At 59.9% G+C, this 25,777-nt stretch carries 29 protein-coding genes; 21 read left to right on the forward strand and 8 right to left on the reverse strand.

What is annotated here, in order from left to right:
• Positions 1-35: 35 nt before the first annotated feature.
• The 3 genes from ACE10Z_RS19555 to ACE10Z_RS19565 all read right to left on the reverse strand — a co-directional run bounded on the left by ACE10Z_RS19555 (position 36) and on the right by ACE10Z_RS19565 (position 2,702).
• Complete coding sequence (locus ACE10Z_RS19555) at positions 36-1,307, reverse strand: hypothetical protein (RefSeq protein ID WP_375789358.1); 1,272 nt, start codon at positions 1,305-1,307, stop codon at positions 36-38.
• Positions 1,308-1,500: 193 nt separating this feature from the next.
• Positions 1,501-2,493: a ParB/Srx family N-terminal domain-containing protein gene (locus ACE10Z_RS19560; protein ID WP_375789359.1), complete on the reverse strand. Its 993-nt coding sequence runs from the start codon at positions 2,491-2,493 to the stop codon at positions 1,501-1,503.
• Positions 2,493-2,702, reverse strand: coding sequence for an AlpA family transcriptional regulator (locus tag ACE10Z_RS19565; protein WP_194460709.1), 210 nt, complete (start codon positions 2,700-2,702; stop codon positions 2,493-2,495). The genes ACE10Z_RS19560 and ACE10Z_RS19565 overlap by 1 nt, the downstream gene beginning before the upstream one ends.
• A gap of 207 nt (positions 2,703-2,909) precedes the next feature.
• Between ACE10Z_RS19565 and ACE10Z_RS19570 the strand changes: the two genes are divergently transcribed.
• Entirely contained in the window at positions 2,910-3,107 is a 198-nt protein-coding gene (locus ACE10Z_RS19570) for a hypothetical protein (protein WP_194460710.1), read from the forward strand.
• A gap of 259 nt (positions 3,108-3,366) precedes the next feature.
• On the opposite strand, the gene ACE10Z_RS19575 is transcribed toward ACE10Z_RS19570, so the two are convergent.
• Entirely contained in the window at positions 3,367-3,690 is a 324-nt protein-coding gene (locus ACE10Z_RS19575) for a hypothetical protein (RefSeq protein ID WP_375789360.1), read from the reverse strand.
• Positions 3,691-4,839: 1,149 nt separating this feature from the next.
• Between ACE10Z_RS19575 and ACE10Z_RS19580 the strand changes: the two genes are divergently transcribed.
• Together ACE10Z_RS19580 and ACE10Z_RS19585 are read left to right on the forward strand one after the other, a co-directional pair.
• On the forward strand, positions 4,840-5,004 hold the full coding sequence (locus ACE10Z_RS19580; RefSeq protein ID WP_375789361.1) for a hypothetical protein: 165 nt from the start codon (positions 4,840-4,842) through the stop codon (positions 5,002-5,004).
• A 367-nt stretch (positions 5,005-5,371) separates the two neighbouring features.
• Positions 5,372-5,560, forward strand: a complete 189-nt coding sequence (locus tag ACE10Z_RS19585; protein WP_375789362.1) for a hypothetical protein — start codon at positions 5,372-5,374, stop codon at positions 5,558-5,560.
• Positions 5,561-5,636: 76 nt separating this feature from the next.
• Here the strand turns inward: ACE10Z_RS19585 and ACE10Z_RS19590 are convergent, their stop codons facing one another.
• Positions 5,637-6,629 (reverse strand): Dyp-type peroxidase, encoded by a 993-nt coding sequence (locus tag ACE10Z_RS19590; RefSeq protein ID WP_375789363.1) that lies wholly within the window; start codon positions 6,627-6,629, stop codon positions 5,637-5,639.
• A gap of 395 nt (positions 6,630-7,024) precedes the next feature.
• Between ACE10Z_RS19590 and ACE10Z_RS19595 the strand changes: the two genes are divergently transcribed.
• Together ACE10Z_RS19595 and ACE10Z_RS19600 are read left to right on the forward strand one after the other, a co-directional pair.
• Positions 7,025-7,234, forward strand: coding sequence for a hypothetical protein (locus tag ACE10Z_RS19595; protein ID WP_375789879.1), 210 nt, complete (start codon positions 7,025-7,027; stop codon positions 7,232-7,234).
• A gap of 261 nt (positions 7,235-7,495) precedes the next feature.
• Positions 7,496-8,392 (forward strand): bestrophin family protein, encoded by an 897-nt coding sequence (locus tag ACE10Z_RS19600; RefSeq protein ID WP_375789364.1) that lies wholly within the window; start codon positions 7,496-7,498, stop codon positions 8,390-8,392.
• A gap of 460 nt (positions 8,393-8,852) precedes the next feature.
• Here ACE10Z_RS19600 and ACE10Z_RS19605 read toward each other — a convergent pair whose 3' ends face one another.
• Positions 8,853-9,002 carry a hypothetical protein gene (locus ACE10Z_RS19605; RefSeq protein WP_375789365.1) on the reverse strand — a complete coding sequence of 50 codons (150 nt, stop codon included), beginning with the start codon at positions 9,000-9,002 and terminating at the stop codon, positions 8,853-8,855.
• 269 nt (positions 9,003-9,271) lie between these two features.
• On the opposite strand from ACE10Z_RS19605, the gene ACE10Z_RS19610 reads away from it, so the two are divergent.
• The 10 genes from ACE10Z_RS19610 (at position 9,272) to grpE (ending at position 18,455) form a co-directional block, all read left to right on the forward strand.
• On the forward strand, positions 9,272-9,484 hold the full coding sequence (locus ACE10Z_RS19610; RefSeq protein WP_375789366.1) for a CsbD family protein: 213 nt from the start codon (positions 9,272-9,274) through the stop codon (positions 9,482-9,484).
• A gap of 205 nt (positions 9,485-9,689) precedes the next feature.
• Positions 9,690-9,899, forward strand: a complete 210-nt coding sequence (locus ACE10Z_RS19615; RefSeq protein WP_038387864.1) for a hypothetical protein — start codon at positions 9,690-9,692, stop codon at positions 9,897-9,899.
• Positions 9,900-9,996: 97 nt separating this feature from the next.
• Complete coding sequence (locus ACE10Z_RS19620; protein ID WP_375789367.1) at positions 9,997-12,264, forward strand: FdhF/YdeP family oxidoreductase; 2,268 nt, start codon at positions 9,997-9,999, stop codon at positions 12,262-12,264.
• Between the two features lie 58 nt (positions 12,265-12,322).
• Complete coding sequence (locus ACE10Z_RS19625) at positions 12,323-13,735, forward strand: cytochrome ubiquinol oxidase subunit I (RefSeq protein WP_375789368.1); 1,413 nt, start codon at positions 12,323-12,325, stop codon at positions 13,733-13,735.
• Positions 13,736-13,740: 5 nt separating this feature from the next.
• Entirely contained in the window at positions 13,741-14,745 is a 1,005-nt protein-coding gene (cydB, locus tag ACE10Z_RS19630) for a cytochrome d ubiquinol oxidase subunit II (protein ID WP_375789369.1), read from the forward strand.
• A 38-nt stretch (positions 14,746-14,783) separates the two neighbouring features.
• A complete protein-coding gene (locus ACE10Z_RS19635) occupies positions 14,784-14,858 on the forward strand; it encodes a hypothetical protein (RefSeq protein ID WP_375789880.1) in 75 nt (24 codons plus the stop codon).
• Positions 14,859-14,953: 95 nt separating this feature from the next.
• Positions 14,954-16,219: a mechanosensitive ion channel family protein gene (locus ACE10Z_RS19640; RefSeq protein WP_375789370.1), complete on the forward strand. Its 1,266-nt coding sequence runs from the start codon at positions 14,954-14,956 to the stop codon at positions 16,217-16,219.
• Between the two features lie 35 nt (positions 16,220-16,254).
• Complete coding sequence (locus ACE10Z_RS19645; protein WP_375789371.1) at positions 16,255-16,854, forward strand: Maf family protein; 600 nt, start codon at positions 16,255-16,257, stop codon at positions 16,852-16,854.
• 309 nt (positions 16,855-17,163) lie between these two features.
• Positions 17,164-17,724 (forward strand): HdeD family acid-resistance protein, encoded by a 561-nt coding sequence (locus ACE10Z_RS19650; RefSeq protein WP_375789372.1) that lies wholly within the window; start codon positions 17,164-17,166, stop codon positions 17,722-17,724.
• An 80-nt stretch (positions 17,725-17,804) separates the two neighbouring features.
• A complete protein-coding gene (gene grpE, locus ACE10Z_RS19655) occupies positions 17,805-18,455 on the forward strand; it encodes a nucleotide exchange factor GrpE (protein ID WP_375789373.1) in 651 nt (216 codons plus the stop codon).
• Between the two features lie 69 nt (positions 18,456-18,524).
• On the opposite strand, the gene ACE10Z_RS19660 is transcribed toward grpE, so the two are convergent.
• Positions 18,525-18,791, reverse strand: a complete 267-nt coding sequence (locus tag ACE10Z_RS19660; RefSeq protein WP_375789374.1) for an Hsp20/alpha crystallin family protein — start codon at positions 18,789-18,791, stop codon at positions 18,525-18,527.
• Positions 18,792-19,040: 249 nt separating this feature from the next.
• Here ACE10Z_RS19660 and ACE10Z_RS19665 point away from each other — a divergent pair, with 249 nt between their 5' ends.
• Both ACE10Z_RS19665 and ACE10Z_RS19670 read left to right on the forward strand, forming a co-directional pair.
• Entirely contained in the window at positions 19,041-19,283 is a 243-nt protein-coding gene (locus ACE10Z_RS19665; protein ID WP_375789375.1) for a hypothetical protein, read from the forward strand.
• 120 nt (positions 19,284-19,403) lie between these two features.
• Positions 19,404-20,333 carry a DUF5996 family protein gene (locus ACE10Z_RS19670; protein ID WP_375789376.1) on the forward strand — a complete coding sequence of 310 codons (930 nt, stop codon included), beginning with the start codon at positions 19,404-19,406 and terminating at the stop codon, positions 20,331-20,333.
• A gap of 62 nt (positions 20,334-20,395) precedes the next feature.
• Here the strand turns inward: ACE10Z_RS19670 and fdhD are convergent, their stop codons facing one another.
• Positions 20,396-21,199, reverse strand: coding sequence for a formate dehydrogenase accessory sulfurtransferase FdhD (fdhD, locus tag ACE10Z_RS19675; protein WP_375789377.1), 804 nt, complete (start codon positions 21,197-21,199; stop codon positions 20,396-20,398).
• A 411-nt stretch (positions 21,200-21,610) separates the two neighbouring features.
• Between fdhD and dnaK the strand changes: the two genes are divergently transcribed.
• The 4 genes from dnaK (at position 21,611) to ACE10Z_RS19695 (ending at position 25,738) form a co-directional block, all read left to right on the forward strand.
• Positions 21,611-23,509: a molecular chaperone DnaK gene (gene dnaK / locus ACE10Z_RS19680; RefSeq protein WP_375789378.1), complete on the forward strand. Its 1,899-nt coding sequence runs from the start codon at positions 21,611-21,613 to the stop codon at positions 23,507-23,509.
• Positions 23,510-23,682: 173 nt separating this feature from the next.
• Positions 23,683-24,171: a DUF992 domain-containing protein gene (locus tag ACE10Z_RS19685; protein ID WP_375789379.1), complete on the forward strand. Its 489-nt coding sequence runs from the start codon at positions 23,683-23,685 to the stop codon at positions 24,169-24,171.
• A 157-nt stretch (positions 24,172-24,328) separates the two neighbouring features.
• The gene (locus ACE10Z_RS19690) at positions 24,329-25,477 is read left to right on the forward strand and encodes a hypothetical protein (RefSeq protein WP_375789380.1); all 1,149 of its coding nucleotides are present in this window, start codon (positions 24,329-24,331) and stop codon (positions 25,475-25,477) included.
• Between the two features lie 78 nt (positions 25,478-25,555).
• Complete coding sequence (locus ACE10Z_RS19695; protein WP_375789381.1) at positions 25,556-25,738, forward strand: hypothetical protein; 183 nt, start codon at positions 25,556-25,558, stop codon at positions 25,736-25,738.
• Positions 25,739-25,777: the final 39 nt, after the last annotated feature.

A 25,777-nucleotide genomic window follows, 5' to 3' on the forward strand; every position in this document is an offset into this window, starting at 1 on the left:
ACGCCTCAACTCCATTCTGACAAGCGGGCTGTCGCTCATTCTGACATTCGGTCGGTTTTTGTTCGCACCGCGCGGCGCTTCCTGGTGCCGGTGGCGATCTGTCTTGTGGTGCGCTTCACGTAGCGCGGCAGGACCTTGACGGTGGTGTGCCGACTCTGCGCGAGGATCTCGCGGTCGGTAAGCTCGGCGTCTCCAGTTTCGGTCAGGCCGCCGTGCCGGAAGCTGGCGAATGATAATTCGTCGCGCATCTCGGCGGCGCGGATCACCGCCTTCACCTTCCTGCTCATGTGGGTGAAGTCGGGTACGTCGGGTTGTGGCCATGTCGGCCATGGTGCCTTGTTGCCCCAATCCCGGCGCAACATCAGGCCGCCGATGCGATCGCGCTTGATGGCGTCGAGCTCGGCCATCAGTTCGGGATAGAGCGAAAGATTCGTCTCAGGATCGAATAGCGGTATCCAGCTCTCAGTGCCGGTCTTGGCGTCTACAACGCGCGTCATGTTGGGCCGCTCTTTCGGCCGATAGTGCGCAACGTCAAAGGTCGCGAAGATGTCAGTCTCTCGCTGCAGCCACTCCCATCCGATCAGCGCGGCGGTTGCCAGCGACGGCAAGCCCAGCTCCACAGCTTTAGCGCGGAACGTGGTCAGCTCCTCATAGGTAGCTGTCGGAGTCTCGCGGTCGGAGGATTCCAGGCCCATCTTGGCGAACGGGTTGACCAAGGGAATGGAGCCGGCAACAACCATCTTCGGATTGCGGCGGGCACAGATGAACCACGCGCGACGGCAAGACTTCATCGAGTGATTGACGGTGGTGCGCCGCTCGCGCTCCGCCACTTTGCCGCTCGCGTCGGTGACCTTGACCACCAACAGTTTCTCATAGAGGTCATCGGTGATTGATGTATCGATGGCAGTCAACCGCTTCTGCCCTAGTCGCGTACCGTCTTTGAGGGCGTAGCCGCCGACGAGTTTGAATCCATTCTCGTGATTGCGCTTGTGCTTGGCCGACAGCTTCTTGTAGCGGCGGTCTGCACGATACTCGGCGAACATCCAATCCAACGTTCCGGGTTTGGCTACTGCAGGTGACTCGGCCGGTGCAGAGCCGCCTTTGCGCCACTCATCGAATGCTGGCAGCAAAACCCTTTCGGCGCGCTGCGTGGCCTCGTCATAGTCTGTGCCAAGCGCCTCGGTCTCAATCGGGCAGCCATTCTTCCGCGCCCACATCGGCGGGTTAAAGAAATAGGCAGGTCCCGTCTTCAGCAATTTACGGAGAGTGTAGCGCGGCAATGGCAGGGCAGAGCGAGGCGGTTTCATTAGAGCAGCCCCCGGAGATCGTCTGACGTGTCGCTGACTCCCCTATCCTGGTCCGACCCGGCCCCGTCGGCAACAACGATGATTCGTCCATCTGGTGAAATCTCGACCCGGCCAACCGTCACGCCGGCCGCCGCTACGGCCCTGACGGCCTTGGTGACGTCGGTCTGTTTGAAGGCTTGCCTGGCGCGAGACATTACGCCGTCCCTGCGTTTGGCCGCCGATCGAGATAGTCCGGTATGTCTAGCCCGTCATCTGGCGCGAGTGGGGCGGACTCGGTCTTCGGCGCGGTGGTCTCCTCGGCCTCGATCGCCTTCTGCTTGGCCCGGTCGACCTCGGCCAACAGGTCCATAGCTTCACGCAGCTCGTCTCGCGAACACGCGTCGGCCAGTGCCGCAATGGGCTTGCCGCGAAACACGATCAGGCGTCTAACGGCTTCACTGAAGAATCTTCGCTCGGCACAACCTGATCCGAATGGTTGTTCTGCTCGAACCGGACCAGAAGATGAAGGACCGGGATGTACTCGTGCTGTTGGAGGCGTGGTCACGACCTCCGGACGGGACTTCGGCTTGGTGGTCGGTATCGGCTTAATCGACTTCGATTTGTTGGTCGGCTGACGCCTGCCCTTGGTGTCGACAACTCTCTCGACGTGGGGAATGCTCCCCACGCGTTCCTGTTCGCGTCGAACGGCAGCGACCGTCTTGTGATCCACCTTGGCTATCTCAGCGGTCGCGCGGTCGGATCTCTCCGGGCTTTCTTGCAGAAGCTTCGCGATCAGATCGCGCTTGGTCTCCTGCGTCAGGTGTCGCCGGTGGATATTGGCGCTCGCAATGTACTCGACGGGATCGTATAGGATGACATTGACCGCAGCGGCCATTGACCTCGTGCCATGGTTAAACTCGAGGTTGAGGTCGACCTGTTCGCCATGTGGGTCAAAGGCTTCAACTTCCCAGCGATACTTCGTCTGGGACTTCCTCACGATCTTGACCTGAAGCCCGACCCGCTCCATTGCGTCCAGTCGGTTGCGGCCGTCGATCAACAGCGCCTTGTTGTCCTCGACTATGACAGCGATCGGGCTGGCCAAGCCATTGCGCTTGATGTCCTCGCCGAGAGCGGCCAGCTCTTCATCAGTGAGCATGGGGAACAGATCGGCGGCCGGATGTACTGGGAGATGATCGCGCCAGGACATCATCGCCCCCCCGGCCGCTTCGCCCAACCCTCGGGATCGGCGACCCATGCATTGATTTCGGTGCATCGCCATCCAAAGCGATGCGGCGAAATACGGATGCGCCGAGGGAACAAGCCGCGCTTCTCCATGCGCTGGCGTGTCGGGTCGCGAAGCCGCGTTATCTTCTCGACTTCGGTCGGGAGTAGGAATTCGGGATTTGCAACGCTCATGAGACAAGCCCATCACAACATGGTGGATGTTGCGCGGGGGCCCCTTTGGTCCAATCAATCCCCGCTGGGCCAGTCCCCCTGACACCGCACCGTTTAGCGTGAAGGGGCGCGGTTGTTTCCTCAAAGAGGTCGGGAGTTGTCGGTCCTCATATGGTTTTGTGCGCTAGGGTAGTCAAGAGTCAGTCTCCGGCTCGAACGAAAAGCCGCATGAACAAACGTTCAGCCGCCGTTGAACGCGCTCCCCGGCGCGCGCTATTGCTCGCGAGCAAGCGCGTGAAGAGCAGCATCGATACCGGCGACAAGCTCGCGGCAAACAGGCGAAGGCATCTGCGAGAGACGATTGCGAAGAATCTCGAGACCTGCCACGGCTTGCTCGATCTCGGCGCCGGCTGCGCGTTCTCGTAGCCGGTCCATTTCCCAGGCGTCGATGCGACGGGCGTTTGCATACCAAAGATCCCTGGTTCTGTTGTAAGTGAAGCCCAATCGCCTCGCGGCTCGGTAGATCGCCGCCTTGACGCTGTCGCCGACGGGCCTAGGCTCGGCGCAGCGATGTACTAGGTTCCGTGCTTCATCGGTCGGGGAGCCGCAGGGCGAGCGAGGTAACAATGTGGACGAAACTTCAATCGTCGCATCGCTAGTCGAGTACATTTGTGATGCCTGTTCCTTATTTCTCTCTTTCCCTCTGGACCATTGCTTCGGGAATGGTGGCGTCGGCTGTTTCCTTGATCCACTCGCCGGCTCCAACGTGGGCTTCGGCGGCATGCTGTGTCATAAAGCCGTAAAGGCGGCGATCGCGGATCGCGCTAACGACTTTTTCCAGATACTCAGCCGCTTCCGCCGCTGACATGGCGTATTCAATGGCAGCAGTCGTATCCAGAGGTGGCGGGTCGCTCGATTTGGGGTTGGGTTTCGCTCGAAACTCAAGTGACACAGCTACGATCATAAAGTCGTCCGGATGGGGCTTGGGTCGTTCTTTTCTTTCAGCCATTAATGTTGTCTCCTTGAGGTTCGTTGATCACCAAAGTCGAAGTGGGCATAGCTCCGCCGCTCACTGGCAAGGTGCATTGGGTTGCTCACGGATTGATTTTTGATAGAAAATCAATTAATGCTTCTGAAGACGGAAATCAATAGAAATTCTATCAGTGGGCAAGAATGATTTCGGTTCGTCAACTCAAAGCCGCGCGCGTACTGTTGGCCTGGTCGCAGGGGAACCTGGCTCAGGCCTCGGGAGTATCTGAGCCGACAATTGCTCGTCTTGAATCGGTTGATGGACCTGTAGGGGGGAGGCCAGAGACGGCCGCGGCGTTGGTCGGAGCCCTCGAAAAGGCCGGCGTCGAGTTCATCCCGGAGAACGGGGGAGGGGCTGGCGTGAGACTTAAAAAAAAGAAGCGATAGAGTCGGATGCCTCCTGGTGCTCAACGTTCTGCTGTTGAATCGGTGCGTCGACATCGAAACTACAGCCGCTGTGCCGTGCGAACCAGTGCTGCTCAAGCCATCTTCCGGTCGCAAATGCGGGATCGAACCGCGGCGCCAGCCTCCCGGGCTTCTTCAACATGGCGAGCTGGGCTGCGGTAGGGCCTGTCTCCTCGGTAACTGGTGCGTAGGCATTCCCCCTGTTAGGCCTTCGTCGCGATGCCTGTGATGACATCACCCAGCTGGCTGGTTCCGAATATTTTGTCGGATGGATTTGGACAAATTGTCTGCACAACCGCGCGGACGGAAATCTAAGCCATTGAAAGCCTTGTTCGATCGCAGTGGCATGATCATTGCGAAGACGGTAATGCTAGTAAAGTGTGCCAATCATGAGGACCTCTTCGGCACGGGGTTCAGTCGCCCTGGCGGCGCTGATCGGTGGCTTTCGTCAGGAGAGACAGTCGATCGAGCCGCCGCCGGCGAACAAGTGCTGAAGTTCATCAGAATGGAGTTCTTGCTGCTAAAATTGCGATCGTTTGATTCAGCGGCCGCGGCCACACCGTCAAGCCCGCAGAAGCGGTGCAACGAAGTGTTGCATCGGCTCGATCGTATATCCGCCCGAAGGCTGAGCGCGCTCTCGTTGAATTGCTTTGAACGATCTTGTCCAGCGGTCGTTCATGAAGTTCAATAGTTCGCGCGGACCCGCCCACCATTGAGAACGTCCATGAAGAAAAAATTCGATCCTGCGCCCATCGACAAGCTCGTGGTCGATCCCAAGAAGGCGATCGAGGCGGACTTGAAGCAAACCAAGCTCGAGGAAGGTCTTGAAGAGACGTTTCCGGCCTCCGATCCTGTGAGTGAGACTCAACCTAAACCCTCAAGATACTGATCATTTTTGCGACGCCTTCCGTGGCATGTGCTTCGAGGCGGATCGCGACCGCTGTGCATCTGGTGATCATGCGCTATTTCCTGGATGCTGAGTTCAACGGATTTGGCGGTGAGTTGATTTCTATCGCACTTGTCCCGCAAGACGATGCCGCGCCGGCATTTTACGAGGCCGTCATCTGCGAACGTCCGACTGCCTGGGTACGCGAGCATATTCAGCCAGTGCTCGACAGACATCCGCTGAGTCGCGAGCAAGTCTCTCGGACCGCTTTTTCGAGTACCTTCACAATGACGAGTGTCCCATCATCGTCGCCGACTGGCCAGAGGACATCGCGAATGCGGCGCGGCTGCTCATTCTTGGTCCCGGAACGATGCAGCCCATCCGCCGAATTCGCTTCGAGTTGATCGACGCCGCGATCATCAGTCCATATGTCCCTTCAGCCAAGCGACATAACGCCTTGCGCGACGCTGAAGCGCTCCGCGCCACCGTGTTGGCCTACGAGGAACGCCTGCATTGGGCCAGCTTTGATCGTGTTCCTTATCACCCGTCCGCTTCTTGAATACAGGACTCGAAGGTGAGGGCCGAGCGGATCATCGATCGGCGTCGCGCTTCTGTTAGATGCAAGTTTGTCCGGCTCAGTCGGCCAGGTTCGCAAGAAACTGCCGCGGCGGTACGAAGAACGTTGCTCCAGAGACGGGGGTTGAGTAGTCGAGGATGCGATCGTGAAGCGGAGGCGGATCTCCGATAAACATCCGCTCAAGCATTTTCTCGATAACCCACAAGTGCCGGGAGTAGCCGATGAAGTAGGTCCCGTATTCTCCCCGCCCCGGCACCGCGAACGGCATATTGTCACGCAGAATATCGTGCTCGCCCTGTTCATCGGTGATGGTGCACAGTGTCTTATGGGACTTCTGCCCCTCACTCGCGTCCGCCAGCTCGACATTGTCGAACTTGGTGCGACCGATGATGGCCTCCTGCGTTTCGGCGGTCTGAGCCCGCCAGGCAGCCAGATTGTGGAGGTACTTCTGGACGACCACATAGCTGCCCCCGGCATGGTCCGGATCTTCATCCCCGACGAGAGTCGCGGCGGGAAGATCTAGACCATCGGGGTTCGCCGTGCCGTCCACGAACTCCAGCAAGTCCCGGCCGTCGAAGTACCGGAAGCCAGCGACATCATCCACGGCGGTGACTGCGTCGCCGAAGGCCTCCAGCAGGATTTTCTCGAACTCGATGATTAGATCGGCGGAGGCGGCGCGGATATGGTAAAGCAGATCGCCCGGCGTTGAAATCGCGGTATGCTTGGCTCCCTTGATCTCCCTGAACGCAGTGAGCTCCCTGGGTTCGGGTTTGCCGGTGAGAGTTCGCCAGACGCGATGACCGATTCCCACATTGGCGGTGAACGCCTCGCCGTTGGCCCGTCCCTGGATATCCTTGATAAGATCGGCGGTCGAACCGACGACAGCACGAACCGTCTCGAGAGCCTGATCGCCAGGATTGATCGCCAGCACCAGGAAGGCCGCCGACGCGGTCGTCGGCGCATCGATGTACTGGGGCTCGGAGTCCATCGCGCGCTGCCGTGACTTTTGAGTCTGCGCAGTTTGTGTTGTGTTGGACGCTGTCACATTCATAGTGTCGTACTCGTTGAGTCAGAATCGTCCTGCCGGGTCCGTTGCGTGTCGTTCGTCCAGTATCCGTCTCGGCTTCGGCGACCGATTGGTCGCCTGCCCAAATCTGGCCGAAGATCTCATGTCCTGCAATTGCGCAATTGCGAGCTGCGCTATCTCACGAATGGTTGGGCGGGGTGGTTAGCGCCAACTGATAGACAATTTGTCTGTCGCTCCTCAGACAAATTGTCAGAAGTTGCTTCATCGCAGGTCCCAAGTCGTTGACGTTACTGCGCGCTGGACGATGGCACATCTATTGCTCCGAGAAGCTCGGATTGGTTCATGAAGATTGTCAGATGGCGCTCGCTCGAGATCCCGATGGCCAGTATGAGGTTCACCGTCATGGAATTTATTTCGTGATGTACAGCGATAGTGCCGAGGTCACATGCATGATCGCGCGCAGAGCTCTCAATGTGATGCGCGTCCGATTTCATCCTGTTCCAAGCGTCGAGGAACTCTTCCTGATGCGGCGAGCGCGCATCGAACGCGCCGCCAGCGACAAGTTTGAAAACCGTCAATCCGGTGTGGCCCGCGTGGTTTCGCTCGATCGGTTCGACGTAGATTTCTAAGCGCAGTTCAGTCTCATAAATGATGTTACAATCCGACACAGCGGCCGCATTCTCTGCTCCATCGCAGGAAAATCCTCCCGGATCCGGAGCACCGACGCCGGCGGCGACCCGGTCCGGAGTGCTCTCGGGCGTGTTCCGAGCTAATCCCATTCCCCGATCGGAAGAATATCTGCGCGGGCCTGCCCGCGGCAACGAAGCTCGGACCGGCCCGGCCTTGCAATCCGGGCATGGGAGTCGGCCTTGGATGTCGGGGAGGCTGCAATGATCGTACGCTCCAGGCCAGGCTTCTGGGACGTTGCGTTCGCGGTGAATGGATCGATCTTGCCGCGGATCGCGCCGCATCTCGTGGCCATTGCGCTGATCAGTGTGTTGGCAATCTTTGCTGCCATGGAGCATCCGGGCATTTTCGCGCGCATCAGTGCGGTTCCGTTCACGCTGATCGGCATCGCGCTGTCGGTCTTCATGAGCTTCCGAAACAGCACATGTTATGCCCGTTGGTGGGAGGGGCGCGAGCTCTGGGGCAAGCTGATCATCGCCTGCCGTTCGTTCGCACGTCAGATTGCCACCCTAGAGGAAGACGATCGCCGCGTCCTGCTCCGCGGCCTATGTGGCTTTTGCTCCGGACTAACAGCGCGCCTGCGGGGTGAGGACGAAGTGGCGGCGATCAAGCCATGGTGCGACATCGACGCCGCTTCAGGCGGCCCCAACCCGACCAATGCCTTGCTCAGCCAGATCGGGCTGCACTGCTTGATGCTGATGAAGCGGGATCGGATAGAGCCGATCCACTACGCGGTCCTGGAGGGGCAGCTTACCGCTCTCTCGGACGTGCAAGGGGGATGCGAGCGCATCGCGTCGACCCCGGTGCCATTCGCCTATTCGCTGCTGCTGCATCGGACCGCCCTGATCTTCTGCGTGACGTTGCCGTTCGCGCTCGCCGGATCGCTCGATTGGTGGACGCTGCTGCCCGTTCTGCTGGTCGCCTACACGTTTTTCGGCCTCGACGCGCTTGGCCATCAGCTTGAGGCTCCCTTCGGGTTGGAGCCAAATGCCCTTCCGCTCGACGCAATGAGGCGAGCCATCGAGCGCGAGATGCTCGCCCTGCTCGGAGAGCGCGATTTGCCCGCGCCGATAGAGCCTCGTCGGAATGTGCTGATGTAAGCCTCGTAAGCCGCCGGGTGTCGGAGTGTGCAAGTCACGGCGCACGATGTTCGTTGGAACGCGCGTGGCCTGGAATGGCCTCGATCAGTCGTAACCCTGCGGTGGGAGCACAGCCCAAATGATTGTCTCGAAAAAGAAGAGGCCGCGAAAGCCACTCGATACGATCATTGTGCTCGTGTCATGGGCGCTGTTGACGGCCGGTATCGTCTTTCTTGTTGTCAATTCACGATGATTGGTGCGAGCCGCAGGAGGGACGTCATGCTCCGGCATGATAGTCGCAGCTGACCTGAAAATGACAGAGCGGGCTCCTCGCACGCCGGCGATCAGTGTGGGGGTGTTGCGGGTCGCCAGGAAAGATCGCCGGACCAGACGTAGATTGCTATGGCCGCCAGGCATAAGGCGATGCCAACCCAGAAGACAGGCGAATGATGGATTGGTCGTCGGTCTCCCGGATCGCGCTTCATTCGGTCTCCTCGCTTGCACGAATAATCAACGAAGCGTCCTTGCGCATGAACGCGGCACCCCAACATTCGTGAACGTAAGCGAAAGCGGTGTTGAAGTCATTCGTCATCGCGTTACGCAAGCCATCTACTGCGCCGAGCAAATGCATTCGGACGTCGATGGCCCGTTGATGCGGGACGCGTGTCCACGGCGACGGCGTTGAGCGTTGCGCCAAAAAGGATGAAGTCGGGGCGGGAAATGTACGTGCCGCAACATGCCACGGCGGACAACTTGGCCAAAGCCGTCGTGACAAATTGTCCATCGTCGATGGCCCGCGCCGCCTAACTCATTGATATAGCGATGCGCTCAGACTGGCACGCCTGTTGCTAACCTCTCCTCGATGCACGTTTCACGGTTAGGCAAAAGAAGGAGATGAAAATGAACTGGGATCGCATCGAGGGAAACTGGAAGGCTGCAAAGGGCGCACTCAAGGCAACATGGGGCAAGCTGACCGACAACGACATTGATGTCATCAACGGCGACAGGGAGCGGCTGGAGGGCAAGCTGCAAGATCTCTACGGCATTGACAAGAACCAGGTCCGCAAAGAGGTCGACAAGTGGGCCAGGGAAGCAAATTGGGATCGATCCTGATTGAGTGATCCCGACGGATCGACGGCTGCTGCGAGGCAGCATCGACTCCCGATTTACATTCATCGTCCGCACCGGACGATCACAGCGGATCGCAAAGCTGCGTAGAGCTTGGGTCGGCGAAGCCCGGCCTCAAGGGTCTCCTGAATTGCCGCGATTTGCGCCCCCGCGAGAGCACCAGCCAGGACAGGATAGATAAGGAGATACAATGTCCAAGGATCACGACAAGGCGTCACACGGATCGCAGGACGCGCGACGTCACAAGATCGATCATCAGACGCGCAACGAGTGGCTTCACAGAGACGCCGGCCTCCAGGATGCGTGGCGCGCATCCGGCATGACGCGTGATGACTTTATCCGGCACAACGAAGGCATGATCGACAAGGTGATCGTCGCCAGCCTCGACCAGGATCGATAAAGCCGCCGTTAGCACGGTCCAGCGTGTTGCGGGTGATCTCATTCAGGTCGCCCCGCTGAAGACCCTACTGAAGATCTGACAATTGCGGAGTTGATTTATGTTGGACGGCAAGCCGCGCTTTAAGACGTATCATCATCCCGCCGGTGGTTGGGGTGCCGCCGCAGCGACTGCAAAGATCCTTCTCGAGCAGAGCGTGGTGACGAAGGGATCGCGCGCGCTTCTGTCAATGAACCAGCCCGGCGGATTCAAGTGCTCGAGCTGTGCGTTTCCCGACGCGGAATGCAAGAAGACGCTCGATTTCTGCGAGAACGGTGCCAAGGCGTTAGCATTTGAGGCAACGAAGTTTCGAGTCACGCGAGAGTTCTTTGAGCAGCACACCGTGTCCGAGCTCATGGAACAGTCGGACTACTGGCTCGAGATGCAAGGACGTTTGACGGAGCCGATGCGCTATGACTCGTCGTCGGATCGCTATGTGCCGTGCAGCTGGGACGACGCGTTCGCGCTGATCGGTCAGCATCTGCGGTCTCTCGACAGCCCCCACGAAGCGGAATTCTACACGTCCGGCCGTACGCCCAACGAAGCGGCGTTTCTCTATTCGATATTCGTCCGGGAGTTTGGGACGAATAATTTTCCCGACTGCTCGAACATGTGCCATGAGCCGACCAGCCGGGGCTTGCCGCCCTCGATCGGTGTCGGGAAGGGCACCGTTATCCTCGATGATTTCGAGCACGCCGAAGCGATTTTCGTCATCGGGCAGAACACCGGGACGAACTCGCCGCGGATGATGAGCAATTTGGTCGAAGCGAGCAAGCGCGGGGTTCCGATCGTCGCCGTCAACCCGATGCCCGAGCGTGCGTTGGTACGCTTCGCCGATCCGCAAGATGTCATCCAGATGGCAACCTTCGGTTCGACGAAGATTGCCAGCGAGTTCGTTCACGTCCGCATCGGAGGTGACCTCGCCTTCCTGAAAGGTATCATGAAGGTCATGTTCGAGCGCGAGGAGCGCGGTGAAAAGATTATCGACCGGGAGTTCATCCGCGAGCATACCGTCGGCCTGGACGCGGTCCGGAACGACGCGATGGCGCAGACATGGTCGGAACTGGAGCGGGCCTCGGGGCTCGAGGAATCGCAAATCCGGAGATGCGCCGAGATCTACATTCGCTCGCGCGCGACGATCATTTGCTATGGGATGGGTATTACGCAGCACCAGGAGGGGTCGCGACTGGTGCAACAGTTGGTCAATCTGCTCCTGCTCAAGGGCAATTTCGGCAAACCCGGCGCCGGAATTTCGCCCATTCGCGGTCATTCCAATGTGCAGGGAGATCGTACCGTCGGTATCGATGAACAGCCGAGCCAGGACTATCTCGATCGCGTTCGCGATGTCTTTGGGTTCGAGCCGCCCCGCGAACATGGTCATCATACGATCGAGTCCGTCGCGGCCATGCAGGCGGGCACGGCGAAGGTATTCATCGGCCTCGGCGGCAATTTCGTTCGGGCGGTGCCCGATACCGAACGCTCGTACGCGGCCATGCAAAAGCTCGCGCTGACGGTCGCCATCACGACCAAGCTGAATCGCGGACATCTGGTTCACGGCCGCAATGCCTTGATGCTGCCCGTCATCGCGCGCTCGGAGACCATCCAGACGGCAGCCGGTGAGCAGTTCGTGACGATCGAGGACTCGATGTCGAACGTCACCGCGTCTCGCGGCGTGTTGCAGCCGGCGAGTCCGCACCTCCTGCCCGAGGTGGAGATCGTCTGCCGGATCGCGCAAGCGACCTTGCCAAACAGCAAGGTCGACTGGAAGAGCTACAGCGAGGATTACGGCTTGATTCGCGACAAGATCGCGGAGGTCTATCCGGAGATCTACAGCGACTTCTCCGAGCGCATCGAAAGCCCGAGAGGTTTTCACCTCGACGTGCCGCCGCGCGAGCTGGTGTGGCCGACACCGAACGGCAAGGCAAACTTTCTGCTTCTGCCCGGTCTGGAAGTGAACGCATCCGTTCCGGATCCCGATATGCTGCGACTGGCAACCATTCGCTCGCACGATCAATTCAACACGACGATCTACAGCAACAACGACCGCTATCGCGGTGTCTACAATGACCGCATGGTACTGTTCATGAACGCCGAGGATCGAGCGGCGCGAGGGCTCGAAGACGGCGCGAGCATTGCGCTCGAGACGATCAGCGACGATGGCATACAGCGGCGCGTGAGCGGATTGAAGGTGCTGGACTATCCGATGCCGCGCGGATCGGTTGCGGGATATTACCCCGAGCTCAATCCGCTGCTGCCTCTGGACTACTACGACAAGATCAGCGGAACGCCGGCGGCCAAGTCTATTCCAGTGCGGGTTGTTGCCGCTTGATCGGCCGGACGCCGGTGACGAAGTGCCGGGACGCATATCCTGAGGCAAGGAGGGGACATTGCTGGACAATCTCGATGCGGTGATTCTGGCGCGCGCCCAGTTTGCGTTCACCGTCTCGTTCCATTTCATATTTCCGTCCTTCTCGATCGGGCTTGCGAGCTATCTGATGGTGCTCGAGGCGCTGTGGCTGAGGACGGGACAAGGCGTCTATGCCAATCTGTTCCGCTACTGGCTGAAGATCTTCGCCGTTGTGTTCGGTATGGGTGTCGTCTCGGGAGTGGTGCTCTCATATCAGTTCGGTACGAATTGGTCGGTATTCTCCACGCGAGCCGGGCCGATCATCGGGCCGCTTATGGCGTATGAGGTGATGACGGCCTTCTTTCTGGAGGCCGGCTTCCTCGGCGTCATGCTGTTCGGCATGAGCAAGGTCGGGAAAGGCCTTCATTTCTTCGCAACGTGCATGGTCGCGCTTGGTACATTGATCTCGGCAACCTGGATCATTGCCGTGAACAGCTGGATGCAGACGCCAGCGGGATTCGCGATCAATGCGAAGGACCAGTTTGTGCCCGCCGGATCCTGGATCCCGATCATCTTCACCGCGAGTTTTCCGTATCGCCTCGTCCACACCGTGATCGCGGCCTATCTGACGACGGCGTTCGTGGTTGGTGGTGTCGGCGCCTGGCATTTGCTGCGGGACCGCACCAATGCCGGCGCGCGCAAGATGTTCTCGATGGCGATGTGGATGGCCGCGATCGTGACCCCGATCCAGATCCTCGCGGGTGATGCCCACGGACTCAACACGTTGGAACACCAGCCCGCCAAGGTTCTCGCCATGGAAGGGCACTACGAACCCAGTCCCGATGGCGCGTCGCTGATCCTCTTCGGCTTTCCCAGCAACGAGGCAGCGCAGGTCCGTTACAAGCTCGAAGTGCCGCGCCTCGGATCGCTGATCCTCAAACACGATCCGGGTGCACCCCTGCCGGGGCTCAGCGACTTCCCCAGGGATCAATGGCCGCCGGTGCCGATCGTGTTCTGGTCGTTTCGGATCATGGTCGGCCTTGGATTTGCGATGCTTGCTGTCGGTCTCTGGAGTCTGCTCGCGCGCTTCCGGGGAAGGCTCCACGACTGGGCCTGGTTGCATCGCGCCTGTGTCGCGCTCGGACCGGCCGGCTTTGTCGCTGTGATCGCTGGATGGGTGACGACGGAGGTCGGTCGGCAACCCTTCACCGTCTATGGGCTGTTGCGAACGGCGGAATCGCATTCGCCGCTGGCTGCGCCGGCGGTGGCGGCCTCGCTTGTCGCTTTCGTGCTGGTGTACTTCGCAGCCTTCGGCGCCGGCACCTATTATCTCCTGCGCCTGATGGCGAAGCCGCCCGCTCCGGGCGAGAAGGAGCCGCCCAAGGTACCGCAGCGCGCTGCAGGTATTACCCCGGCGAGCAGCGTCGGCGTGCCTCTGACCGCGGCGGAGTGAGGCCAATGTACAGCATCGACCTTACCACCTTCTGGGCTGCCATTATCGGCTTTGCGGTGATGGCCTACGTCGTCATGGACGGGTTCGACCTCGGCATCGGAATTCTGTTCCCGAGTTTCGCGGTCGGCGATGAGCGCGACCAGGCCATGAATTCGATCGCGCCGGTCTGGGATGGCAACGAGACGTGGTTGGTGATGGGCGGCGGCGGTCTGTTGGCGGCGTTTCCGCTCGCCTATGCGATCATCCTTCCGGCTACCTATCCGTTGATGATCGCCATGCTGCTTGGGCTCGTCTTCCGTGGCGTCGCCTTTGAGTTCCGCTGGCGCGATCCAGGGCATAGGCCGCTATGGGACATTGCGTTCTGGTTGGGCTCCCTGGTGGCCGCCTTTGCGCAAGGCGTGACTCTCGGCGCAATTCTGCAGGGTATCCACGTTGTCAATGACGCATATGCTGGAGGCTGGCTCGACTGGCTGAGCCCATTCAGCATCCTGACCGGCGTCGCGGTTGTGATTGGCTATGCGCTGCTCGGCGCAACGTGGCTGATCTGGAAGACCGAGGGGACCAGCCAACGTCACGCACGCCGTGCCGCCTTCTGGCTCGGCGCCGGCACACTTCTGGCGCTGGCGGCCGTCAGCGCGGTGACGCCGTTCCTCGACTATGACTACTGGCGGCGATGGTTCGCGATGCCCGGCGTCTTGTTGACGGCTCAGGTGCCATTATTGGTACTGATCTGCTCGGCAACCTTCTTCTGGAGCCTGAAGCGTGAGTTCGAGCGGCTGCCGTTCCTCATGGCGCTGGCACTGTTCTTGTTGAGCTTCATCGGGCTCGGAATCAGCATTTATCCTTACGCTGTTCCGCGCGCGATTACGATCTGGGATGCCGCGGCACCAGCCGAAAGCCAATTGTTCATGCTGGTGGGCGCCTGCGTTATCATTCCGCTCATCCTCGCCTACACGGGTTGGGCCTACTGGGTGTTTCGCGGCAAGGCCGGCACCGCAGGATATCACTGATGCAGGCGCGGATTCCGCTATGGCAACGGCTCGTGTGGATGGCCGCGATCTGGATCGCAAGCGTTGTGGCGGTCGGCTTCGTCTCGGGCCTGATCAGACTGTGGTTACGATAGTCCAGTTTCATTCATCTTGGTTTCCAAACCGTCCCGCTTGTCGCGAAGCCGCGAACATTGACCGGGATGCATAGTCGTTCCCGGCAGATTCCCAAATGACACATACCTCGAACTACGATCTGACTGCGCTCTGGACGATCTTTCTTTCGTTCTGGCAGCGAAGCATCCTGGACCTGACTGTCGGACACCTCGTCGTTTCGATCGTCATTCTCGCAATCGCGGTGCTGATCCGGCGCTTCTTTAGCCGCACGATCATTTCTCGTATCCACTCTTGGTCCTCGGGCAAGGAAGGAGACCTCAGCCGAACGATCGTCGAGGCTCTTGCTCCTCATCTCCAGTCCATTCCGATCGTCTTGGCGATCCTCATTATCGGGGAGTTTATTCTTACCAATCAGAGGCTCAAGGATGGGCTTCTCCAGATCGATCAATCGTTGATTGCATTTACGATCTTCTGGGCATTGTTCGAGGTGATCGGGCCCCTATGCGCCGTTCTGGATGGTCGAACGCCGATCTTCAGCAAGGCCATGATCGGTTGGACCGTCAGGGTCGGACGCGCCATCATCGTTGCGCTAGGCGCTACCGCTGTCCTGGAGGTCTGGGGCATTCACGTCGGCCCGGTGCTGGCGAGCTTCGGGCTCGTCGGTGTTGCGGTGGCGCTGGGCGCTCAGAATCTCTTCAAGAACCTGATCTCTGGAATCTTCATCATTGGAGAACAGCGCTTTCGAAACGGCGATTGGATACTCGCCGAGGGGATTGTCGAAGGCACGGTTGAGACCATTGGTCTGCGGACGACGAAGGTCCGCCGGTTCGATCAAGCACCCGTATTCGTTCCGAACTCGTATTTGGCGGACAATGCCGTCACCAACTTCTCGCAGATGACGTCCCGACGTATTTCCTGGATCGTCGGCCTCGATTACAGCACGACTATCGACCAGCTTCGCGATGTCCGTAATGCAATCGAGGCTTACATCCTCGGCAATCAGGATTTCGTTCATCCCCCTGAAGCGGTCGCGTTCGTACGCGTCGACAAGTTCAATGACTCGTCGATCGATGTCATAGTCTATTGCTTCACCCGCACCACGGTCTGGGGTGACTGGCTGAAGATAAAGGAGGAGCTCGCGTATGCCATCAAGGCGATCGTGGCAAAGGCCGGCTCTGATTTCGCCTTTCCAAGCCAATCCCTCTATGTGGAGGCGGTTCCAACGGGACTCGAACTCTTTCCCTACACCAAAGCACCGGGCACCAACCGGACGACTGCTCCGACCAGCCCGGAAGTGGATCGTGAGCCCGATCCTTCCCGAGCCGCACTGGGTCCGGTAGATCGGTTCGTTCGGGATGGTGGTACGCCGCCAGGCACTTGAGGCCGTTATCGAGGTCGATCGGAAGGATCCGTGACATGACCGCCAATATCATTCTTGCTTCGGAAAGCCCGGCCGCCGAGAAGTTGCTGAGGAATGCTGGGATTGGTGTCGAGCTTCAAGCCATTGATCTCGACGACGGGGCGCTCGAAGCGCCTCTTGTTGAGACCGGCAGCTCTCCAGAGTGCATTGCCCTCGTCGTCGCGGAAGCCAAGGCGACAGCAATCAGCGAACGAAACTCGGGAGCTATCGTTCTTGGCTGCAAGCAGGTCGTGGCGCTCGACGATGACATTCTGCGTGCTCCTGCCGACATGGATGAAGGCCGCAGGCGCCTGCTCCTGCTGTCCAATCGCACCCATCAGGTGAATAGTGCTGCCGTCGTCGCCCGTGATGGAAATGCGCTCTGGCGCCATGTCGGCGTCGCTCGCTTGACGATGTGCAGGCTCGATCCACCGTATGCCAGCCGTTACCTGGCCCGCGTAGGGCCGTCTGCCTTGCAAAGCCCTGGTGTCTATAGGATTGATGGTGAGGGTGTGCAGCTTTTCACCGAGATCGACGGCGACTACTTTACGATTATCGGGCTCCCGCTGCTGGCTGTGCTCGCAGAGTTGCGCCGTTTGCAGGTGATCGATTGCTAATTGCGTCCGACCCATGCCGACCGCAGCGACCTCGGCTCAGGTGGTCGAAACCGCTCTCGCCCGGTCTGTCGGTCCTCGACCCCCGGTCATTTTGTCCGGGGGATCTCGGACAAAATGACCTCCTTACGAAGTCGATCTCCATAACACATTGAAATCGCACCGCTTGCGACCTGGCACGGCGATTGCGTTGCCGTGATGCGAGGATGGCGCCGTTCGCACGCAGGGGGCCGATCCGCGTGCAGCGAGACTCGCGATCTACCAAGAGCAACTCGATCTTTGGACAAATCATCTATGGCGCAGACATGTGGAATGTCGGAACCGAAGCGAGCGTTCACGGGATTGATGACCGAAGCGCGAGGGAAGTGGGGTTGGTTCGTCGCCCTGGGCATTCTTTTTATTGTGCTTGGCTTCGGAGCACTCAGCAATCTGCTGTTGGCGACCATAGCAACGATCTTCTACATCGGCGTCTTGATGATCATCGCGGGCGCTTTCCAGATCGTCCATGCGTTTAGCGTCAAGAACTGGCGTGGGTTCTTTCTTTGGGGCCTGGGCGGCTTCTTCTATGCTGCAGCCGGTACGACAATCGTTCTGGATCCAGCAATCGCTTCGCTTGTTCTGACTCTCATATTGGCTGTTTTCACGATCGCGTCGGGCCTCATGCGCCTGCTGCTTGGCTTCAGAGCAAGGGGAGATCGTGGCTGGGGCTGGCTATTTGCCTCCGGACTGCTCACCGCGATCGCAGGATTGGCGTTTCTCCTGGGGTGGCCGCTCAACAGTCTCTGGCTGCTTGGTCTGTTGTTGTCGGTCGACCTGGTTTTCCAGGGCTGCACGCTGATTGGCCTGGGCCTGCAGCTTCGGGATGCGCGGTAGACGGCCGGCTCGGGCGCGCGAAGAACGGCGCTCTTCCGACTGGCCCTCAACAAATCAACGGCAAAGATAAGAGAGCTGCCATGACCAATAACAGCACGCCCAGGAATCCTCATCACAACAGACAGATTCACCCACACCACACTCAAGGAGGGACTCATCAGGAGAGGCAAGATGTAGAGAGGGTGACGCCTGAGGATTCTGCAAGGGAAGCAGCCTCCGAATCGCCAGATGCTGCGAGCGTCCCGCCGGGAGGAGCAGAAGACGCGCATGATGCTATCGCGCGGCTCGTGGCGGAAAATGTTGACCTCAAGGACCGCCTGCTTCGGGCGCTCGCAGATGCCGAGAATGTACGCCGGCGGGCTGAGCGCGAGTTGAACGACATGCGGCAATACGCCGTGACCAAGTTCGCGGGCGATATGGTCAACGTCGCGGACAACCTGGAGCGTGCGATATCCAGTCTTCCCTCGGAGCTGCGCGGCAATGCCGGCCCCTTCAAGACGTTTGTCGCGGGTGTGGAGCTTACCGAAAAGGAGCTGCTGCGATCACTGGAGGCGCACGGCGTCAAGAAGCTTGATCCGACCGGAAGCCGATTTGATCCTCACTTGCACGAGGCCATGTTCCAGGTCCAAGATCCGTCAGTGCCAAGCGGCACGGTCACGACGGTCGTGCAGCCAGGTTACACGATCGGATCGCGTTCGTTGAGGCCCGCGAAAGTCGGCGTCGCGAGCTGAAATTCCCGCTCGCTTCCAAGACGGCCGCGCAATGGCCCCGATGCTTCTAGCAGTGCCGGCTTGGATCGACTACCTGTGCTTGGGAAGCGTCACGGTCATCACGCCGTTGTCGAAGTACGCGCTTATCTTATGAGCATCGACCGAACGGGGTAATAGCATCGAGCTCAAGACTCTGATTGTCCGTTCGGCACCGCGACCGTCGTTTACCTGCCGCTCGGCGATGATGGTAAGTACACCACGCTCGACGGACACGTCTATGTCGTTTGCCGTTAGACCATGCAGCTCTGCAACGATTTGGAGTTCGTCATCTGTCTCGTTCACGTCAACATTGAGCATCGTGAACCATCCTGATCGTACATGCGACGGTATAGACCATCGAGCGGATCAACCAGCAGCAATACGTGTGCCATCGGCGCGGCAAGTCATATCAGCAGCTTAAGGTGTTGGTCGGTTAGCCCGCGGACACTTTGTCGAAGTCGATCGGACAATTTGTCTGATGCAGGTTTGGTACAGGCGCGATCTGTACGCTCTGGACGTGCCCGAAAACGGCGCTAGCATTGATCATGCAGGCTGGGGAGGGATCGAGTGTCGAGCAAGATCGATCAGGCCGCGTCTGCGATCGATGACGTCCGGCCGCTTGTGCAGCGATTGCGTCGAGTTGAGGCGTGGCGACGGAAGCGCTTCGAGCGTGCAATTCAGGATCTGGACGAAGAAATGGTCCTTGATCGATCGAACGTGATCAAGGTTGCGCAGCTATACACAGCGGTTTCAGTTCGTCGAAAAGCTCTCGAAGCAGGAGTCGTCAAGCCTTGGCGTGGCTTGCGATAGGCGCATGATGACTTTCGGGTTTCCACGCGTTGAATGGTTGATCGAGCCCTCCATGATCAGAGCTTGTGTTGAAGCCAAGGCGCGAATTCCCCCGACACAGCAACTTTGCGAGGACATGCCATGAGTGCCGGCAAGTTATCTTCCAATGCTCCTTCTGGCGATCTTTGGCCAGCTCTATCCTGCCAGGCCTTCGAGCAGACGCGGCATCTTCTCCACATGGTGTTGCAGGCCGTTGGCAAGCTCAAGCTGGCCGGGCCTTTCCAGGCGCAATGGTCCGAGGTTCCGCTATGGCTCGGCGCGAGAGGCCTTACCACCGGTCCGATCCCTTACGCCGGCGGCGTCTACGAGGTCCGCGCCGACTTCGTCTCGTACGAGTTGCAGTGGCTCACGAGTTCGGGCGTATCGGGACAGCTGCCGCTGGGCCCGACGTCCGTCGCCGCACTGGTCGACACGTTCCTCGACCGACTTCGTCATGCGGGGGTAGATGCTGCCATCACGCTGATGCCGCAGGAAGTGTCCAACCAGATCCCGTTCGACGAGGATAGGCAGCAGCGCCCATACGACCGCGACATGGTCAACGCCTGGTGGCGCATTCTCCTCAGTACGCAACGCGTCATGCAGGTCTTCCAGGGGCGGTTCACGGGCAAGACGCAACCCATCGGCCTGATGTGGGGGACGTTCGATATTCGCGTGCCGTTCTATACCGGCAAACCCGCTTCACCGGCGCCGAACGCTGATTTTGTCCGGCGCAATGCGATGAATGCAGAGTTGATGGAGATGGGGTGGTGGTCGGGTGATCCCTCCTATCCCAGACCCGCATTCTACTCCTTCACCTATCCGCAGCCACAAGGTATCGAGATCGCGAAGATCGGTCCAAGCGCCGCGCGATGGGACGCCAGCCTGGGCGAGTTTCTCCTCGACTACGACGACCTGTGCAAGTCTGGCGATCCTGACGGTGATCTGCTTGGCTTCCTGGAATCGACCTACAATGCTGGTGCGACTGCGGCGGGCTGGGATTCCGCCCTGCTGGGCAGCGGGCGTCCGGAGTAGCTCTCCGATGACTGCATGCCCGACGGCAGATGTATTCTCCATGGACGTGCACACAGACTTCCTTACGAGATGTTTCGGTGCACGTCGCAAACGATCAGGGCGGAGTCCGGGCGAGCTAGTGCGACGAGCGTGAGTCCCGCCTGCTCTGCGCGTTCGACCGCAAGGCTCGTAGGCGCTGAAATGGTGACGAGCATCGGACAGCCTGCGCGAACGGCCTTCTCAACAAGTTCATAGCTGCATCTGGCAGAGAGCAGCAGGAAACCGCCGGACGCTGGGATGTCGGACAGCGCCAGCGCGCCGATCAGCTTGTCGAGCGCATTATGTCGACCGACGTCCTCCCGAACGCACAGGATTGATCCGTCGGGGCGGCAGAATGCCGCCGCATGTGTTCCGCCGGTGGATCGACCGAGCATCTGATGGTGTTGCAGGGCATTTAGCGCGTCAGCGATGGCTTCCCGGCTCGTGGTGATGCGCCCACGTATCGGCGGCAACGGGCGCAGCACCTGCTGGATATTTTCCAATCCGCATAGCCCGCAGCTGCTTTCCGAAACGCGCTTGCGAGCGCGCTCCAGTGCGATTGTCGCGCCTTCTCGAGGTAAGGTAAGCCGGATGATCCAACCGCCTTCCGTCTCGTGGACGATGATGTCACTGAGGTCCTGTACATGCTTGATAAGGCCCTCGGCCAACGCGAATCCCGCCGCGTAGTCGCGAAGGTCCGACGGTGTCGCCATCATCACGGCATAGCCTATTCCACAGACCTCGATTGCGACGGGGACCTCAACCGGAACAACACGAATGAGCTCGCCGTCACTACGATCGGTGAATGCAAGGCGTCGCACCGAAATAGTCTGGGTTTGGTTGGTCATGTCATTGCTCGCGCAAGCCAATGATCTGAAGCGGTTGCCCCGTTAGTCAACGTCCCGAGTGAACGTTATCGAGAAGTTCTATCGCAACATGCGTGCCACCCGACTGACTGAACAACGTCAGCAGCTTACGACGTGGCTTCGGTGGATCGACGGACAACTTGTCCAGCGGTAATCGACAATCTTTCCGTAGTGTCGGTTACGGCAGGACAGACCGAGGCCCGTCACGCGTGCCTAAGCCAATAGACACTTTGTCCGAGGCGCTCCGGACAAAATGTCCGACGTGTAGTGATCTCGCTGCGTAAGTCGTTGAAATCACGTGGGACGTGATGTGGCACATGTGTTGCTCAACGGTAGTGGCGCAGGGCGCAAGCCGCACATAGTCGATCAACGAAAAAGTCAGAGGAGCGCGACGTGGCAAAAGTGATCGGAATCGACCTCGGGACGACCAATTCATGCGTCGCGGTCATGGATGGCAAGAACACGCGCATCATCGAGAACGCCGAGGGCGCGCGTACGACACCTTCCGTCGTGGCGTTCACGTCCGATGGCGAACGCCTGGTCGGACAGCCGGCCCGGCGGCAGGCGGTGACCAACCCGACCAATACCATCTTCGCGGTGAAGCGCCTGATCGGGCGCCGCTACGATGATCCGACGGTCGAGAAGGACAAGACGCTCGTCCCCTACAAGATCATCAAAGCGTCCAATGGCGACGCTTGGGTCGAGGCCGAGGGAAAGCCGTATTCGCCCTCCCAGATATCGGCCTTCATCCTGCAGAAGATGAAGGAGACCGGCGAGGCCAATCTCGGTGAGAAGATCACGCAGGCCGTTATCACTGTTCCCGCCTATTTCAACGACGCGCAGCGCCAGGCCACCAAGGACGCCGGCAAGATCGCCGGTCTCGAGGTTCTCCGCATTATCAACGAGCCTACTGCGGCTGCGCTTGCCTACGGTCTCGACAAGAAAAAGCAGGCCAAGATCGCTGTCTACGATCTCGGCGGCGGCACCTTTGACATCTCCGTTCTCGATATCGGCGATGGGGTATTTGAGGTGAAGGCGACCAACGGCGACACCTTCCTGGGTGGCGAAGACTTCGACATGCGGCTGGTCAACTACCTTGCCGACGAGTTCCAGAAGCAGCAAGGTATTGATCTGCGCAACGACAAGCTCGCCCTTCAGCGCCTCAAGGAGGCGGCTGAAAAGGCCAAGATCGAGCTTTCCACCGTCACCCAGACGGAAGTCAACCTGCCGTTCATCACCGCGGATGCCTCCGGCCCAAAGCACCTTCAGGTCAAGATCACGCGCGCCAAATTCGAGTCCCTGGTCGAGGACCTCGTTCAGCGGACGATCGAGCCGTGCCTCAATGCCCTGAAGGACGCCGGGCTTACGGCCAAGGACATCGACGAAGTCGTGCTCGTCGGCGGCCAGACCCGCATGCCGAAGATCCAGGAGGTCGTGCAGAAGATCTTCGGCAAGGAGCCGCACAAGGGCGTCAATCCCGATGAGGTTGTCGCCGTCGGCGCGGCAATCCAGGCCGGCGTCCTGCAGGGCGACGTCAAGGACGTGCTGCTGCTCGACGTGACGCCGCTTTCACTCGGCCTCGAGACGCTGGGGGGCGTGTTCACCCGGCTGATCGAGCGCAACACGACGGTTCCAGCGAAGAAGAGCCAGGTGTTCTCCACCGCCGAGGACAACCAGAGTGCAGTGACGATCCGCGTCTTCCAGGGCGAGCGCGAGATGGCATCCGACAACAAGTTTCTCGGCCAGTTCGATCTCGTCGGTATTGCCCCGGCGCCGCGCGGCGTCCCGCAGATCGAGGTGACGTTCGACATCGATGCCAACGGCATCGTCAACGTTTCGGCCAAGGACAAGGGCACCGGCAAGGAACAGAACATTCAGATTCAGGCATCCGGCGGCCTGTCCGAGAGCGACATCGAAAAGATGGTCAAGGATGCAGAAGCTCATGCTGCGGAGGACAAGAAGCGGAAGGAAGCAGTCGAAGCGAAGAACGCTGCCGAGGCACTTCTGCACGCAACGGAGAAGACAGTCGCCGAGCATGGCTCAAAGCTCGCGGCACCGGACCGCGGCGCGATCGAAAGCGCGATGTCTGATTTGCGCGAAGCGTTGAAGGGCGACGATGCCACGACGATCAACACGAAAGTGAGCGCCTTGCAGCAGCATTCGATGAAGCTTGCGGAGGCCATGCAGAGTGCCGCGCAGGCGGATCCTGGTGCGGCCCCGGGCTCAGGCAGAGACAATGTCGTCGACGCCGAATTCACCGAAATCGACGACGACAAGAAGAATTCGAAGTAACGCGCTTCCGTAAGCGCGGGCGCGAGCCCGCGACGATCAATCGCGCTTTGCAGCGCTGTCGGGACGAAACGCCAGCTCTCAAGTGCTGGAATGCAATCCCGGTTGCGTCTTTTTACTCAGACTTCAGCAGACGTCTTGAAGGCATTCCGCCTTCCTTTTGTAGGAGCTTTCTTATGCGACGACGTTCGACGGTCCTCACTGCCTTTGCCGGAGCAATGCTGGCCGCCCTGGTATCAACCGCGCAAGCCCAGCAGCCCGTTCAAAAGGTGCAAGTCGGCGTACTTGAATGCAAGGGTGGGCCGAGCATCGGCTTTATCGTAGGCGCGGTGACCAATCTGGCGTGTGTCTTGCGCATCAACGGACTACCCGAAGATTACTATGTCGCGACGATTCAGAAGGTCGGTCTCGACATCGGCATTACCGAGAGCACCGCGCTTGCCTGGTCGGTGTTCGCGCCCATTGCCCAGCCCGGCCGCGGCGATATCGCCGGGACGTATGTCGGCGTCGACGCGATGGCTGCGGCAATCGTCGGCGTCGGCGGCAACGTGCTGCTGGGCGGTTCGAACAACAGCATCGCGCTGCAACCCCTGAGCGTGCAAGCGGAAACCGGCCTGATCGTCGCAGCAGGATTGGAGAGCGTGACGCTGCAGCCGGGTCGCTAGGGCGTACCGAAACTGACACCGTTCGCCGCTGCGAACGGTGTCGTGCATCACGCGAATAGCAACGTTTTTTCGCCAAGGTTCTCATATGTTGAAGCGACTGCTGACGACGACATCTCCTGTAGTTTTCGCTGTCTTGCTGCTTGGAAGCGCATGCGTCATGCCGACGGCCGCGTTGTCCCAGGAAGCAGCCTGCTCTCAAGTCACGGCCGTGGAAACGCCACCGCCGCCGTTGCCTCGATACGAACAGCCCCCTGTGCCTGCGCCGGGGTATCTCTGGTCTCCGGGATATTGGTCGTGGGATGAGGATGCCGGTGACTACTATTGGGTGCCGGGAACCTGGGTGCAGCCGCCGCGACCGGGCCTGTTGTGGACCCCGGGCTACTGGGGCTGGCTTGCGGGAGCCTACATTTTCCACCCGGGCTATTGGGGTGAGCGCGTCGGCTTCTACGGCGGCGTCAACTATGGCTTCGGCTATTCCGGCATTGGCTACGAAGGTGGCCGCTGGGATCGTGGCCAATTCTTCTACAACAGCACGGTCAACAACGTGCGGAATGTGACGATCAGAAACGTCTATCAGAAAACCGTCGTCGTCAATGAGACGGTGAACAACGTCAGCTACAATGGCGGACGAGGCGGCGTCGAGACTCGTCCGACAGCTGCGGATAGAGCTGTCGCCAAAGAACAACATTTCGCACCGACGCCGTTGCAACGTAAGCACGTCGAGGTCGCGAGCCACGACACCCGCCTGTTCAACAGGACAAACGGCGGGGCGCCGCCTGTGGTGGCTACGCCGCGTCCAGCTGTCCTGAACGGGCGAGACATTGTTCGGCCACGCCCGCCCGCCGAGGTCGTCCCCGCGAATACGGACAGGCCTCGGCCTGAAGATCTCAAGCGCGCGCGCCCCGAGGATCCCTCGCGGCAGCGGCTCGAGGAGTCTCGACGTCCGTCGGAGACGCCGGCGCGTCAGTCGCCGGCGGATGAAGGAAGAAAAGTTGCGCCTCGCGAGCTTGAGCGTGAACGGACGCCGTCGCCCGAGGCCGCCCCGAGACCTCTCGCCCCGGAAGAGCGAAGGCGTGAGGAAATCCGCGTGCCGGAGGCAAGGCCGGATTCCGCGCCGAGGCCGGAGCCTCGCCCCGAACCCATGGCTCGCCCGGCGGCGAGGCCGGAAATCGAGGCCAGACCTGCTGCGCCAGCTGTAAGGCCGGAACCGCAGAGAGAGGAAATGGGCGCTCCTCCGCGCCGTGGACCATCGGGAGAGGAGCGTTCCGGTGAAAGACCCGAGGAGCGGCGGCCCGAGCAACGCTGAGCGTGACACGGACGGTTCCTGTCAGGCCAGCTGCGGCTGAAACATCATTGAAGAAGAGTGTGCAGAGGTTGGAGGGCGATGACAGCGAGTCTCGGAGGCAATGGACAGCTTGACGACGGCAAGCCGCGGCTAACGGAAGACGACATCGTGCGGGCGCGGCTGGGTCCGCGCGGTGTTCCCGGAGCACCGGATCCCGCACGGATGACGCCTCAGCAACTGAAGAACTACCCCAAATACGTGGATCCCGGTCATGTTGAATAATCGGGACCCGGCGCTCGGCCGTTCCTCGCTACGGGCAAA

Source organism: Bradyrhizobium sp. Pha-3, from assembly GCF_042258615.1.
GTDB lineage: Bacteria > Pseudomonadota > Alphaproteobacteria > Rhizobiales > Xanthobacteraceae > Bradyrhizobium.

Excerpts from the sequence above, each read along its gene's own strand:
- ACE10Z_RS19555 (WP_375789358.1), bottom strand. The coding sequence starts at position 1,307 with ATGAAACCGCCTCGCTCTGCCCTGCCATTGCCGCGCTACACTCTCCGT.
- ACE10Z_RS19560 (WP_375789359.1), bottom strand. The coding sequence starts at position 2,493 with ATGTCCTGGCGCGATCATCTCCCAGTACATCCGGCCGCCGATCTGTTC.
- ACE10Z_RS19565 (WP_194460709.1), bottom strand. The coding sequence starts at position 2,702 with ATGAGCGTTGCAAATCCCGAATTCCTACTCCCGACCGAAGTCGAGAAG.
- ACE10Z_RS19570 (WP_194460710.1), top strand. The coding sequence starts at position 2,910 with ATGAACAAACGTTCAGCCGCCGTTGAACGCGCTCCCCGGCGCGCGCTA.
- ACE10Z_RS19575 (WP_375789360.1), bottom strand. The coding sequence starts at position 3,690 with ATGGCTGAAAGAAAAGAACGACCCAAGCCCCATCCGGACGACTTTATG.
- ACE10Z_RS19580 (WP_375789361.1), top strand. The coding sequence starts at position 4,840 with ATGAAGAAAAAATTCGATCCTGCGCCCATCGACAAGCTCGTGGTCGAT.
- ACE10Z_RS19585 (WP_375789362.1), top strand. The coding sequence starts at position 5,372 with ATGCAGCCCATCCGCCGAATTCGCTTCGAGTTGATCGACGCCGCGATC.
- ACE10Z_RS19590 (WP_375789363.1), bottom strand. The coding sequence starts at position 6,629 with ATGAATGTGACAGCGTCCAACACAACACAAACTGCGCAGACTCAAAAG.
- ACE10Z_RS19595 (WP_375789879.1), top strand. The coding sequence starts at position 7,025 with ATGTACAGCGATAGTGCCGAGGTCACATGCATGATCGCGCGCAGAGCT.
- ACE10Z_RS19600 (WP_375789364.1), top strand. The coding sequence starts at position 7,496 with ATGATCGTACGCTCCAGGCCAGGCTTCTGGGACGTTGCGTTCGCGGTG.
- ACE10Z_RS19605 (WP_375789365.1), bottom strand. The coding sequence starts at position 9,002 with ATGCATTTGCTCGGCGCAGTAGATGGCTTGCGTAACGCGATGACGAAT.
- ACE10Z_RS19610 (WP_375789366.1), top strand. The coding sequence starts at position 9,272 with ATGAACTGGGATCGCATCGAGGGAAACTGGAAGGCTGCAAAGGGCGCA.
- ACE10Z_RS19615 (WP_038387864.1), top strand. The coding sequence starts at position 9,690 with ATGTCCAAGGATCACGACAAGGCGTCACACGGATCGCAGGACGCGCGA.
- ACE10Z_RS19620 (WP_375789367.1), top strand. The coding sequence starts at position 9,997 with ATGTTGGACGGCAAGCCGCGCTTTAAGACGTATCATCATCCCGCCGGT.
- cydB (WP_375789369.1), top strand. The coding sequence starts at position 13,741 with ATGTACAGCATCGACCTTACCACCTTCTGGGCTGCCATTATCGGCTTT.
- ACE10Z_RS19640 (WP_375789370.1), top strand. The coding sequence starts at position 14,954 with ATGACACATACCTCGAACTACGATCTGACTGCGCTCTGGACGATCTTT.
- ACE10Z_RS19645 (WP_375789371.1), top strand. The coding sequence starts at position 16,255 with ATGACCGCCAATATCATTCTTGCTTCGGAAAGCCCGGCCGCCGAGAAG.
- ACE10Z_RS19650 (WP_375789372.1), top strand. The coding sequence starts at position 17,164 with ATGTCGGAACCGAAGCGAGCGTTCACGGGATTGATGACCGAAGCGCGA.
- grpE (WP_375789373.1), top strand. The coding sequence starts at position 17,805 with ATGACCAATAACAGCACGCCCAGGAATCCTCATCACAACAGACAGATT.
- ACE10Z_RS19660 (WP_375789374.1), bottom strand. The coding sequence starts at position 18,791 with ATGCTCAATGTTGACGTGAACGAGACAGATGACGAACTCCAAATCGTT.
- ACE10Z_RS19670 (WP_375789376.1), top strand. The coding sequence starts at position 19,404 with ATGAGTGCCGGCAAGTTATCTTCCAATGCTCCTTCTGGCGATCTTTGG.
- fdhD (WP_375789377.1), bottom strand. The coding sequence starts at position 21,199 with ATGACCAACCAAACCCAGACTATTTCGGTGCGACGCCTTGCATTCACC.
- ACE10Z_RS19685 (WP_375789379.1), top strand. The coding sequence starts at position 23,683 with ATGCGACGACGTTCGACGGTCCTCACTGCCTTTGCCGGAGCAATGCTG.
- ACE10Z_RS19690 (WP_375789380.1), top strand. The coding sequence starts at position 24,329 with ATGCCGACGGCCGCGTTGTCCCAGGAAGCAGCCTGCTCTCAAGTCACG.
- ACE10Z_RS19695 (WP_375789381.1), top strand. The coding sequence starts at position 25,556 with ATGACAGCGAGTCTCGGAGGCAATGGACAGCTTGACGACGGCAAGCCG.